Here is a 12,742-nt window from a genome sequence, read left to right as displayed (position 1 = left end):
CGGCCAGACCTACGGCGCCGAGCCGCTGTTGGCGCGCGCCCACCACGGCTCGGTCAGCAAGGAACAGCGCGCCCTGGTCGAAGAGGACCTCAAGCGCGGCCTGCTCAAGGCCGTGGTCGCGACGTCGAGCCTGGAGCTCGGCATCGACATGGGCGCGGTCGACCTGGTGATCCAGGTCGAGGCGCCGCCGTCGGTGGCCAGCGGCCTGCAACGCATCGGGCGGGCCGGCCACCAGGTCGGCGAGGTGTCCCAGGGCGCGCTGTTCCCCAAGCACCGCACGGATCTGATCGGCTGCGCGGTGACGGTGCAGCGGATGCTGTCCGGCGAGATCGAGACGATGCGGGTGCCGGCCAACCCGCTCGACATCCTCGCGCAGCAGACGGTCGCGGCGGCGGCGCTGGAGCCGCTGGACGCCGACCGGTGGTTCGACACGGTGCGCCGCAGCGCCCCGTTCGTGACGCTGCCCCGCAGCGTGTACGAGGCCACCCTCGACCTGCTGTCGGGCAAGTACCCGTCCACCGAGTTCGCCGAGCTGCGGCCCCGGCTGGTCTACGACCGCGACACCGGCACGCTGACCGCGCGGCCCGGCGCGCAGCGGCTGGCCGTCACCTCCGGCGGCGCCATCCCCGATCGCGGCATGTTCACGGTCTACCTCGCCAGCGAGGCGGAGAAGCCGTCGCGGGTGGGCGAACTGGACGAGGAGATGGTGTACGAGTCCCGGCCCGGTGACGTCATCTCGCTGGGCGCCACCAGCTGGCGGATCACCGAGATCACCCACGACCGGGTGCTGGTGATTCCCGCGCCGGGCCAGCCGGCCCGGTTGCCGTTCTGGCGCGGCGACGACGCGGGCCGTCCGGCGGAGCTGGGCGCCGCGCTGGGCGCGTTCACCGGCGAGCTGGCGGGACTGGACCGCGACGCCTTCGACGCCCGGTGCGCCGGCCTGGGTTTCGACGCTTACGCGACCGACAACATGTGGGCGCTGCTGGACGAGCAGCGCACCGCGGCCGGGGTGGTGCCCACCGACACCACCTTGCTGGTCGAGCGGTTCCGCGACGAGCTGGGCGACTGGCGGGTGATCCTGCACTCGCCGTACGGGCTGCGGGTGAACGGCCCGCTGGCGCTGGCGGTGGGCCGCCGGCTGCGGGAACGCTACGGCCTGGACGAGAAGCCGACCGCCTCTGACGACGGCATCGTGGTGCGGTTGCCGGACATGTTGTCTGACAACGGCGACAACCCGCCCGGCGCCGACCTCTTCGTCTTCGACGCCGACGAGATCGACCCGATCGTCACGGCCGAGGTGGGCGGTTCGGCGCTGTTCGCGTCGCGGTTCCGGGAGTGCGCGGCCCGCGCGCTGCTGTTGCCGCGCCGGCATCCGGGCAAGCGATCGCCGCTGTGGCACCAGCGCCAGCGGGCCGCCCAATTGCTGGACGTGGCCCGCAAATACCCCGACTTCCCGGTCGTCCTGGAGACCGTCCGCGAATGCCTGCAGGACGTCTACGACGTTCCCGCCCTGACGTCACTGATGGCCGGCATCGCCCAGCGCAAGGTGCGGGTTGCCGAGGTCGCGACCGACCGCCCCTCCCCGTTTGCGGCGTCCCTGTTGTTCGGTTACGTCGGCGCATTCATGTACGAGGGCGACACCCCACTGGCCGAGCGCCGGGCCGCGGCGCTGTCGCTGGACAGCACGCTGCTGGCCGAGCTGCTGGGCCGCGTAGAGCTGCGCGAGCTGCTCGACCCAGACGTCATCGCCGCGACCGGCCGCCAGTTGCAGCACCTGGCCGAGGACCGGGCCGCGCGCGACGCCGAAGGCGTCGCGGACCTGCTGCGGCTGCTGGGCCCGATGACCGAGGACGAGATCGCCGCCCGCACCGGCGGCGCCGAGGTGGGCGGCTGGCTGGAGGGCCTGCTGGGTGCGCGGCGGGCGCTGACGGTGTCGTTCGCCGGCCGCAGCTGGTGGGTGGCCATCGAGGACATCGGCCGGCTGCGCGACGGGGTCGGGGCGCCGGTTCCGCTGGGGGTGCCGGCCGCGTTCACCGAGGCGGTGGCCGACCCACTGGGCGAGCTGCTCGGCCGCTACGCGCGCACGCACACCCCGTTCACCACGGCGGATGTTGCGGCCCGGTTCGGGCTGGGCCTGCGGGTGACGGCCGACGTGCTGGGCCGGCTGGCCGCCGACGGCCGCCTGGTGCGCGGCGACTTCGTCGCCGCCACCCCCAGCGCGTCCGGCAGCGAACAGTGGTGCGACGCCGAGGTGTTGCGCGTCTTGCGGCGCCGGTCGCTGGCCGCGCTGCGCGCACAGGTGGAGCCGGTGAGCACCGCCGCGTACGGGCGGTTCCTGCCGGCCTGGCACCGGGTGCCCGCCCAGAATTCGGGGCTGGACGGCCTGATGTCCGTGATCGACCAGCTGGCCGGGGTTCGGATGCCGGCCTCGGCGATCGAGCCGCTGGTGCTCGGTCCGCGGCTGCGCGAGTACTCCCCCGCGATGCTCGACGAGCTGCTCGCCACCGGGGAGGTGACCTGGTCGGGCGCCGGGTCGATCTCGGCCAGCGACGGCTGGGTCGCGCTGCACGTGAGCGATTCCGCGCCGCTGACCCTGGCCGGGCCCGCCGAGATCGACCTCACCGACGCGCACCGCGCGATCCTGGACACGCTGGCCGGCGGGGGTGCGTACTTCTTTCGCCAGCTCGCCCAAAGCGGGTTGCCCGACTCGGAGCTGAAAGCCGCGCTGTGGGAGCTGATCTGGGCGGGCTGGGTCACCGGTGACACGTTCGCGCCGGTGCGCGCCGTGCTCGGCGGGGTGGGCAGCCGCAAACGCGCGGCACCCGCGCACCGGTCGCACCGGCCGCCGCGGCTGAGCCGATACAGCGTCGCGCACGCGCAATCGCGCCCGGCCGATCCGACGGTCGCCGGCCGGTGGTCGGCCCTGCCGGCTCCGGAGCCCGATTCCACGGTGCGCGCCCACTACCAGGCGGAGCTGCTGCTGGGCCGCCATGGCGTGCTGACCAAGGGCGCGGTGGCGGCCGAGGGGATCGGCGGCGGGTTCGCCATGCTCTACAAGGTGCTGAGCACCTTCGAGGAGGCCGGCCGATGCCAGCGAGGCTACTTCGTCGAGTCGTTGGGCGGCGCGCAGTTCGCGGTCGCGTCGACCGTCGACCGGCTGCGCAGTTACAGCGACGGCATCGACCCCGAGCGGCCCGAATACCGGGCGATCGCGCTGGCCGCCGCCGACCCGGCCAACCCCTACGGCGCCGCGCTGCCGTGGCCCGCGTCGGGCGGCGAGGGGGGCCGGCCGGGCCGCAAGGCCGGCGCGCTCGTCGTGCTGGTCGACGGCCACCTGGGCTGGTTCCTGGAGCGCGGCGGGCGGTCCCTGCTGACGTTCACCGACGACCCCGCGGCCCACGCGGCGGCGGCCGCGGCGCTGGCCGACCTGGTCGCCTCCCGGCGCGTTGCGTCGATCCTGGTCGAGCGCATCGACGGGGCGCCGGCGCTGCAGCCACAAGCGGGCGGGCCGAGCCCGGTGGCCGAGGCGCTGGCCGACGCCGGGTTCGCCCGGACGCCGCGCGGACTCCGGCTCCGGTGAGGCCGCGCTAGCCATGCCCGAGGGAGACACTGTCTGGCACACCGCCGCCGTCCTGCGCCAGCACTTGGCCGGGCGCACACTGACCCGCTGCGACGTCCGCGTCCCGCGGTACGCGACGGTCGACCTCACCGGGCAGGCGGTCGACGAGGTGCTCAGCCGCGGCAAGCACCTGTTCATCCGGGTCGGCCGGGCGAGCATCCACTCGCACCTGAAGATGGACGGCAGCTGGCGGGTCGGCGAGCGGCCGCTACGCGTCGACCACCGGGCGCGCATCGTCCTGGAAGCCGGAACCGTCCGCGCCGTCGGTGTGGACCTCGGCGTGCTGGAGATCCTGGAACGCGATCGCGACGAGGACGCCGTCGCGCACCTGGGTCCAGACCTGCTCGGCGAGGACTGGGACGGCGGGGTGGCCGCCGCCAACCTGGCCGCGCACCCGGACCGCCCGCTCGCCGAGGCGCTGCTGGACCAGCGCGTCCTGGCCGGGATCGGCAACGTCTATGCCAACGAATTGTGTTTCGTCAGCGGGCACCTGCCCACCGCGCCGGTGAGCGCGGTGGGCGACCCGCACCGGCTGGTCTCACGCGCCCGCGACATGTTGTGGCTCAACCGGTTGCGGTGGAACCGCTGCACCACCGGCGACACCCGGTCCGGCCGGCAGCTGTGGGTGTACGGGCGCGCCGGGCAGGGCTGCCGTCGCTGCGGCACCCCCATCTCCTACGACGGATCCGGGGACCGGGTCACCTACTGGTGCCCGTCCTGCCAGCGCTGACCCGCAGCGCCCGGCCACACCGCGCTCGCGATCGCCACGAGCCCCATGGTGGCGACCCGCAGCGCCCGGCCACACCGCGCTCGCGATCGCCACTAGCCCCGCGCGTGCGCCAGAAAGAACTCCGCGATGGCCTCCGAGCCGTCGAGCGCGCGGGTGGTCGGCCCGATGATCGCTTTGGGCAGGTATTGCCTGCCGCCGGGCCACGTGTGCCCGCCGCTGTCGATCTGGTAGAAGATCACCTCGGTCGACGCCGCGCAGGCCGTGGAGTCGAAGCGGCGCACGACGGTCCCGTCCCCCACGTTGGGCAGCGCCTGGACGGACGGGTCGCCCTGGCAGCGATCGGCGGACCGCCACGTGCTCACCATGCTGTCGGCGGAGATGGCGTGGCTGACCCCGCCGCGACCGCGCACCACCCCGCCCTTGAACGGCACCAGCGGGTCGGCGGTGCCGTGGGCCTCCCACACCGACACGGGCCGCGACGGCTTGCACGCCACGCCCACGCCCAGCGTGCCCGCGACGGGCGCGGCGGCGGCAAACACGTCGGCGCGGTCGCACGCCAGCCGGTTGGACATGAATCCGCCATTAGACATCCCGGTGACGAAAATGTGCCCCGGGGCGATGCCGTAGTCGTTCTGCAGCTTGCCCACCAGCCCCACCAGGAAGCCGACATCGTCGATGTGCCGGCGATCGGCCGGCGACGCCCCGCGGCCGTCGGCCCAGCTCTTGTCGTAACCGTCGGGGTAGACCACCAGCAGGTTATGGGCGTCGGCGACGGAGTCGAACCCGGTCAGTCCCCGTTGCCCGTTGCCGGTGCCACCGCCGCCGTGCAGGCTCAGGACCAGGCCGACCGGGCTGCCCGGCGGCACGTGCAACAGGTAGGTTCGGTCCATGCCGCCGGACCGGAACGTCCCGGACGCGTCCCGAGCGCTGGCCGCCGACACATGCCGCTCGCCACAGCCCACCAAGCACAGCGCGACCAGCACCACAGCCAACAAACGCACGTACGGCATGTCGTCAGAATCCCGGCAACGCCAATGGCGGAGCAAACCGTGCTCTGGGTGTGGCGATGATCGCAATATGATTGATCCTGCACCAAGCGGCACCGCAACGTGGGAATATTCGGGCAGCCCCCGCTGTCAGCGAGCAACGGCACTTCGATGTCACGGGAGTATCAGAAATGACGAGGACCCAGATACGCAACCCCAGCCTTCTGCTGTTGCTGATGGCTGCCGGTGTGGTCCCCGCGGCCGGACTGCTGGATGTGCTCGGCGCGACCCCGGCCGCCCACGCCAGCGCCGCCGATGACGCGTTCCTCGCCGCGCTGACCGCCAAGGGCATCAACTACGAATCGCCCGAAACGGCGATCCGTTCCGGGCACCTGGTTTGCCAGCAACTCGACTCCGGTGAAGCGCCGCAACAGGTGGCAAACGACGTCATGACCAACAGCCACCTCGACGGCTACCACGCCGGCTACTTCGTGGGCGTGAGCATCCGGGCGTACTGCCCGAAGTACGGCGCCCAGGCCTGAAAGTTAACAGCCAGTTGACAGGCTCGTGACAAACGCGCGGGTAAAATTTTAATTCGGAAACAATTCCTGAGAACTCGAAGGCCAAATGATTCCTAGACTTTTGGTCGGCGTTGCACTCACGCTCGGGGCTGCGGGATGGACGGCAGCCGCCGCCAACGCCGACCCCAGCCCCTTCAACACACTCAGCTGCAGTTGCGAGGAGACGTCGCCCACCGACAGCGCGGCCCTTACGGACAAGATCAACCGGGGCATCCAGCACGGCCTTGCGGACCAGCCCACGGTGCAGATCCATCACTGAGGTCTGAGGTTCAGTTCGTTCTCCGCGTCCGCCGCACGGCGTAATGGTGGTAGCGCGCGGCGCGCCTGCGGATGCGATACGCGCTGCCCCGGGTGCGATGCGGTTGTCCGACAAGGTGAATCGGCTCGCTGTAGAAAAGCATCTTGGCCAGCTCCACCAGCACCAGATAACAGATCACGAACATCCCCAGCACGGCGAAGAACTGCCACGGCAGCGGCGTGAAGCCCAGGGTCCGCGCCAGCGGTGAAATCGTCAGCCCGGCGCCGACGGCGACCACGGTGATGCTGGTGACGGTCAGCAGCGCGCTGGGCCGGCTGCGGAAGAACGGCACCATGCGGGTGCGGATCACGAAGATGATCAGCGTCTGCGTCGCGAGCGATTCCACGAACCAGCCGGTGCGGAACTCGACCGCGCCGGCGTGCAGCACGCCCAGCATCAGGCCGAACGTCAGGAAGTCGAACAGCGAACTGATCGGGCCGAAGATCAACATGAACCGGCGGATGAACGCGACGTTCCAGTGCGACGGCGCCTGCAGTTGCGCGGCGTCGACCCGGTCGGAAGGGATCGCGAGCTGCGAGGTGTCGTAGAGCAGGTTGTTCAGCAGGATCTGGCTGGGCAGCATCGGCAGGAACGGCAACAGCGCCGACGCGGCCGCCGCGCTGAACATGTTTCCGAAATTGCTCGACGTGCCCATCAGCACGTATTTGATGGTGTTGGCGAAGATGCGCCGGCCCTCGGCCACCCCGGTGGCCAGCACCCCGAGATCCTTTTCCAGCAACACCACATCGGCCGCGTCCTTGGCCACGTCGGTGGCGCTGTCGACGGAGATCCCGACGTCGGCGGCGTGCAGGGCCAGCGCGTCGTTGACGCCGTCGCCCAGGAAGCCGACCGACCGCCCCTTGCGGCGCAGCGCGGTGATCAGCCGCGCCTTCTGCTCCGGGGAGATGCGCGCGAAGATGGTGTGGTCCTGCGCCACACCGGCGAACGCGTCGTCGTCCAGCGCGTCCAGTTGTGCGCCGGTGATGGTGCCCTTGGACGCCAGACCCAAGTCGCCGCAGACCTTTTCGGCGACGCGGGGGTTGTCCCCGGTGGCGATCTTCAGCTCGATACCCAGGTCGGCCAGTTTCGAGAGTGATTGCCGCGCGGCGGATTTGGGCTCATCGGCGAAGACCAGGAAGCCCGCGAGCGACAGGTCGCACTCGTCCGCGCGGGTGATCGCGGTCAAACCCGGCGCCGGTTTGGTGGCCACGGCCACCACCCTGCGCCCGGCGGCGAACAACGCCGCTAGGGTTTCCTCTGCCGCCGCCGCGGTGCCCCGGCATTGGGCCAGCACCTGCTCGGGCGCGCCCTTGACCACCAGCAGCCGGGTTCCGCCGTCGTCGACCAGCACCGACGTCGCCCGGCGTTCGTGGTCGAACGGCAGCAACGCAACCCGCCCGGCGCCGGCCACCAAGTCGTGCGCCTGCGGCGACTCCCAAAGCGCGGCGTCGAGCGGATTGGCGCTGGCGCCACCGGTTTTCGGGTCCACATCGGTGGCCAGCAGCCCCAGCCGGCGGACCGGGTCGCTGTGCGCACCGGCGGGGTCGACCGATTCGACCATCCGCAGCCGGCCTTCCGTCAGGGTTCCGGTCTTGTCGGTGATCAGGATGTCGATGTCGCCGAGGTCCTCGATGCACACCAGCCGCTTGACGAGCACCTTGGCCTTGGCCAGTTGCCGCGACCCGGTGGCCAGGCCGGTGCTGACGACGGCGGGCAGCAGCTGCGGCGTGATGCCGACGGCGATCGCCAGCGAGAACAGCACCGAGTCGATGATCGGCTTCGCCAACAGCAGGTTGCTGATCAAGATGACCACCATCAGCGCAACGGCCACCTGCAGCAGCAGATAGGAGAACCGGCGCAGGCCCACCTGGAAGCCGGTTTCCGGCTGACGCTCGTCCAACCCCGCTGCGATGCGGCCGAATTCGGCGTTCCTCCCGGTGGCGTACACCACCCCTGTGCCCTCGCCGGCGCTGACGATGGTGCCCATGAACGCCAGGTCGGCCGCGTCGGCCAGGTCGGTTCCGGGGGGCACGGGCTCGGGCGACTTCTCGGAGCCGGTCGACTCCCCGGTCAGAATGCTCTCGTTGCATTCCAAGCCGCTGACCTCGATCAGCCGGACGTCGGCCGGCACCGCCTCCCCCAGCGCCAGCCGGATCACGTCGCCCGGTACCAGCGCGGTGACGGCGAGCGTGACGAACTCCCCGTCGCGGCGCACCACGGCGTTGTGGTGCACGCTCGCGTGCAGGTCTGCGGCCGCCCGCTCGGCGCGGTACTCGTTGATGAAACCCAGGCCGATGCTGGCCACCAGGATGATGCCGATGATGACCGCCTGCATGCTGTCGCCCAGGAAGTACGAGACGACCGCGGTGCCGGCCAGCAGGATGAGAACCGCGTTGCGCAGCTGACGGCCAAGCACCGCAAGGGGATTGACGCGATGGGTCCGCACCGCGTTGGGGCCGTACCGCGTCAGCCGGGCAGCGGCTTCCGCGCTCGACAGTCCCGCCGCCGAGCTGTCCAGTGAGCGCAGCACCTCGTCGACCGGGGCCGCCGCGACCGACGTCGTGGTCGGGGCCGCGGAACCCGGTAACACCTCTGTTGTCATAGCCAATCCCTGCGTTTGAACATCAGGTAGATCACGCCCATCAGAACGAATATCAGGCTGGTGCTGGCGATGAACCCGGCGAGGTGACCGAAGCCCGGGTACGGCACGTTCTGGCCGTAGAACCCCGTGATGGCCGTGGGCACCGCGATGATGGCCGCCCATCCGGTCAGCTTCTTCATGATGGTGTTCAGCCGCGCGTCCTGCAGCGACAGGTTGGTCTCGAAAATCGTTGTGACCATGTCCCGCAACGATTCCGTCCATTCCGACACGCGGAGCACGTGGTCGTACAGGTCGGCGTACAGCGGGTCCAGTTCCGGGGCGGTCCCCACCTCGTGCCGGTGGTGCTGGATCGAGTTGACCACCTCCCGCATCGGGAGCGCCACCCGCCGCAGCCCCACCAGGTCGCGGCGCATCTGGAATGTCCGGCGCTGAAAGCTGGCCTGGCGCGGCCTGCCGTCGAACAGCTCGTCCTCGATGGATTCGACGCAGTCGTCCAGGGCCTCCACCGCCGCGAAATGACTGTCCACCACGACGTCGAGCAGGCCGTGCACCAGCGCGCCCACCCCGTACTGCTGGGCGCCGATCTCCTCCCATCGCCGGGTGACCGCGGCGATGTCGAAGTCCGGCGTCAGGCGCACGGTGATCAGGCCGCGGGGCAGCACAAACGCCGAAATCCGGTGCATGGACAGCATTCGCCCCGGCTCGTCGGCGGCCTCCGCCGCCACCTCGACCGCATAGACCGTGAAGAAGGTGTGCGTCTCGTAGGCGGTGGCCTTGACCCGCTCGGCGGCCGCGACGGCGTCTTCGACGGCCCAGGTGTTGAGGCCGAGTTCGGCGGCCAGGTCACACAGCGCGTCGTGGTCGGGGGCGCACAGGTCCACCCACACCAGGGTGTCGGGTTCGCGGAGGTACTCCGAGATGTCGTCAAAGGTGAAGTCGTCCTGTGGCTTACCGTGGCGCCACACGCGGCCCTGGATGTTGCCCTGCACGACGCTATCTTCTCAGCCCGGCCCAGCCGCCGCCGTGTCAGTAGGTGGAGATCTCGTCTTGCTCGGGCAGGTCGCCGCTGACCATGAAGATGACGCGGCGCCCGACTTCCACGGCATGGTCGGCGAAGCGTTCGTAGAAGCGGCCCAGCAGCGCGGCGTCCACGGCGGCGGGGATGTTGTCCGTCCAGTTCTGGTCCAGCAGCACGCTGAACAGCTGCCGGTAGAGCTCGTCCATCGCGTCGTCTTGTTCGCGAAGCCGCGCGGCCTGTTCCGGATCGTGGGATATCAATACATGTTTCGCGTTGTCGCCCAACGCGATTGCCACCTCGGCCATCTCGGCGAAACACGCGCGGACTTTGTCGGGCAGTGCCCGATTCGGGTGTTCACGCCGGGCGATCTTGGCGACATGCACCGCCAGCGCGTCCATCCGTTCGATGTCGGCGATGATCTGGACGGCGCTGAAGATCGCCCGTAACTCTCCGGCAACCGGTTGTTGTAGTGCCAGTAACGCGAACGCTTCTCGCTCCGCGCGGCCCCGCATCACCACCATTTGGTCGTGCTCGCGGATGACCCGTTCGGCGGCGTCCAAGTCCGCCTCCAACAATGCCCTGGTAGCGCGCCTCATGGCTTCGTTGGCCAGGCCGCACATCTCGCCGAGCTGGACGCTCAACTCTTCGAGCTGGTGGTGGTAAGCGGTTCGCATAGCGCAACGGTGGCCAATGCGAGCGCTTTTCGCAAGGGACGAAAGGCACCCGAAAAGAGCCTGAATGACTCCTCCCGCCCGCGCCACCGCCGGTTAACCTGCCGCTGTCACCATATCGAGGACCATCCATCCGAGCCGAGAGAACACGGTGAGCACACGACGCGGCCTCCCTGGACTGGGACTGCTGACGGCGCCGTTGCGCGTCGCCGCCCTCAGCGCCGAGATCGCCGCCGGCGCCGCCTTGTTGGGCGGCAACGTCGCGACGAGCATGGGCAGGTCGCTGGTGCGCGCGACGCCGGATGTCCCGGGGCTCACCCGCGCCGCGGCGGGTGCGGTGCTGGAGGCGGCGGGCGGGCCGCGCGCCCGGCGCGTCAGCGCCAACGGACCGAGGCGCTGGATCGAGGTGCGCGGGCTGGAGGGTGAGCGCGCCGCGGACATCGCGGCGGCGGTCCTGGCGGCGGTCCGGGCGCTGCCCGGCGTCGAGCGGGCCCACCTCAACCCCGCCCTGGCGCGCCTGGTGGTGACCGTGGCGGACGACGGTCCCTCGACGGCCGAGCTGTGCCGGGCCGTCGCCGGCGCGGAACGGCCCCGCCGAGCTCGCGCCGCGCGGGCGAACCCGGCCAGCCTGCCGGGCGACGACGCGCTGCTGATGGGCCGGATGGTGGCGGCGACGGCCGCCTCGGTCGGCTTCGGCCTGTCCCTGACGGGCAGCCTGCTGCGGCTGCCCCGGCTGCCCGACCTGGTGGCCGTGCCGCCGACGGTGGCCGACCATCTGCCGCGGCTGCGCCGCGAGTTGGAGCGGCGCCTGGGGCCCGAGGGCACCGACGTGCTGTTCGGCATCGTCAACGCCACCACCGCGGCGCTCACGCTGTCGCCGACGGCGGCGGCCGCCGAGGCCGCCACCCGCACCATGCTGGCCGCCGAGGCGTGGAACGGCAGGCTGGCGTGGAGTCGACACGAACCCGAGTTGGCCGGCCAACCGGTGCCCGACGACGCGGCCGCGACCCCCGTCGGCAACCCGTCGCCGCCCGACGGGCCCGCGGAACGCTACGCCAACCGCGCCGGACTGGCCGGCATCGGCGCCGCCGCCGCGGTCGGCCTGCTCACCCGCAACCCCGACGCGGCGGGCGCCGCCGCGCTTGCCGCGGTCCCCAAACCGTTGCGGACCGTGCGGGAAGCGTTCGGCTGCACGATGAACCTCGGCCTGACCAGCCGCCACGACGCGCTGGTGCTGCGTCCGGGCGTGTTGCGGTCCCTCGACCGGATTGACGCGATCATGGTCGACCCTCGAGCCCTGTACACCGACGAGCTCACGGTCAGTCGCGTTCTGGGCGTGGAGAATTCGGCACGCGCACACGCTTGGGCGGCGGTCCGGGCCGCGCTCGACAGCGACGGCATGAAGCCGGGATGGCATCAGCTGGCCGACATTCCGGGAGCCGGCGACGTCGGCCAGGCCCTGATCAGCCCGGTCCGCGATCCGTTCGCGGCGGCGGTGCTCACCGAGGCGCGGCGCTCCCAGCCGCGGGTCTATTCCCTCGACGACGACGGATTGCGTTCCCTGGCACAGGGTTTCGATCAGCTCTACCCCGCGGACGGATCGATCGACCACGCGGTTGCGGCGGCCGTCGCCGAACTGAAGGCCGCCGGGCACACCGTGGCGCTGCTGACCACCTCGGGCATGCGGGGGGCGCACCGGTCCGACGTGACCATCGGGGTGCTGCGGCCCGGGCATCCCGCGCCCTGGGCCGCCGACGTGGTCGCGAAGGACCTGGCCGGCGCCTGGCGCATGTTGCACGCGCTGCCCGCCGCGCGCGCCGCCACCGAGGGCGCGGTCCGGTTGTCGGCCTCGGCCTCCGCGATCGGCGCGCTGATGCTGATTCCCGGTGTGCCAGGCCGCAGTTCGGCGTCGGTCAATGTCGGCATGGTCGCCAGCCTGTGGTTCGGCTACCGGGCGGCCGTGAAGACCCTGCGGGACCCGCTGCCCGAACCCGAAACCGCCCACGACTGGCACGCGTTGCCGGTCACCGAGGTGCAGCGGCTACTGCCCCGCCCGGTCGACGAGGACCGCGAGGAGATTCCCGCGCGGTGGCAGCGGGTGCCCCCGCTTCGCGTCCTGCACGACGCGACCGCGGCGTCCTGGAACAACATCCGCGACTTCGCCGAGGAGATGCGCGGTGACCTGGCGGACCCGATCACGCCGCTGCTGGCCACCGGCGCGGCGGCCAGCGCCCTGC

The 12,742-nt window shown here is 71.2% G+C and carries 8 protein-coding genes and 1 pseudogene; 5 read left to right on the top strand and 4 right to left on the bottom strand.

Annotated features, from left to right (window positions below; genetic code table 11):
* Together A5704_RS21525 and nei2 are read left to right on the top strand one after the other, a co-directional pair.
* The coding region (locus A5704_RS21525; RefSeq protein ID WP_067890951.1) for a helicase-related protein at positions 1 to 3,580 on the top strand (3,580 nt) is incomplete at its 5' end.
* A 13-nt stretch (positions 3,581 to 3,593) separates the two neighbouring features.
* The gene (nei2, locus tag A5704_RS21520; protein WP_067752752.1) at positions 3,594 to 4,349 is read left to right on the top strand and encodes an endonuclease VIII Nei2; all 756 of its coding nucleotides are present in this window, start codon (positions 3,594 to 3,596) and stop codon (positions 4,347 to 4,349) included.
* A 92-nt stretch (positions 4,350 to 4,441) separates the two neighbouring features.
* Here the strand turns inward: nei2 and A5704_RS21515 are convergent, their stop codons facing one another.
* Complete coding sequence (locus tag A5704_RS21515; protein ID WP_067890948.1) at positions 4,442 to 5,359, bottom strand: PHB depolymerase family esterase; 918 nt, start codon at positions 5,357 to 5,359, stop codon at positions 4,442 to 4,444.
* 167 nt (positions 5,360 to 5,526) lie between these two features.
* On the opposite strand from A5704_RS21515, the gene A5704_RS21510 reads away from it, so the two are divergent.
* Positions 5,527 to 5,877 (top strand): DUF732 domain-containing protein, encoded by a 351-nt coding sequence (locus tag A5704_RS21510; protein WP_067752758.1) that lies wholly within the window; start codon positions 5,527 to 5,529, stop codon positions 5,875 to 5,877.
* A 100-nt stretch (positions 5,878 to 5,977) separates the two neighbouring features.
* Complete coding sequence (locus A5704_RS21505; RefSeq protein ID WP_231969195.1) at positions 5,978 to 6,175, top strand: hypothetical protein; 198 nt, start codon at positions 5,978 to 5,980, stop codon at positions 6,173 to 6,175.
* Between the two features lie 10 nt (positions 6,176 to 6,185).
* Here the strand turns inward: A5704_RS21505 and mgtA are convergent, their stop codons facing one another.
* The 3 genes from mgtA to phoU are packed head-to-tail and all read right to left on the bottom strand — an operon-like array spanning position 6,186 to position 10,508.
* On the bottom strand, positions 6,186 to 8,816 hold the full coding sequence (gene mgtA / locus A5704_RS21500) for a magnesium-translocating P-type ATPase (RefSeq protein WP_067890946.1): 2,631 nt from the start codon (positions 8,814 to 8,816) through the stop codon (positions 6,186 to 6,188).
* A complete protein-coding gene (locus A5704_RS21495; RefSeq protein ID WP_067752765.1) occupies positions 8,813 to 9,805 on the bottom strand; it encodes a magnesium transporter CorA family protein in 993 nt (330 codons plus the stop codon). The genes mgtA and A5704_RS21495 overlap by 4 nt, the downstream gene beginning before the upstream one ends.
* Before the next feature lie 37 nt (positions 9,806 to 9,842).
* Complete coding sequence (phoU, locus tag A5704_RS21490; RefSeq protein WP_067890943.1) at positions 9,843 to 10,508, bottom strand: phosphate signaling complex protein PhoU; 666 nt, start codon at positions 10,506 to 10,508, stop codon at positions 9,843 to 9,845.
* Between the two features lie 148 nt (positions 10,509 to 10,656).
* Between phoU and A5704_RS21485 the strand changes: the two are divergent.
* Positions 10,657 to 12,742 (top strand): annotated as a pseudogene (locus tag A5704_RS21485) (cation-translocating P-type ATPase); the annotation flags it as partial.

This window comes from Mycobacterium sp. E735, from assembly GCF_001666955.1.
Classification (GTDB): domain Bacteria; phylum Actinomycetota; class Actinomycetes; order Mycobacteriales; family Mycobacteriaceae; genus Mycobacterium.
The sequence above is the reverse complement of the archived record's forward strand: the minus strand, read 5'-3'. Positions and strand labels throughout refer to the sequence as shown.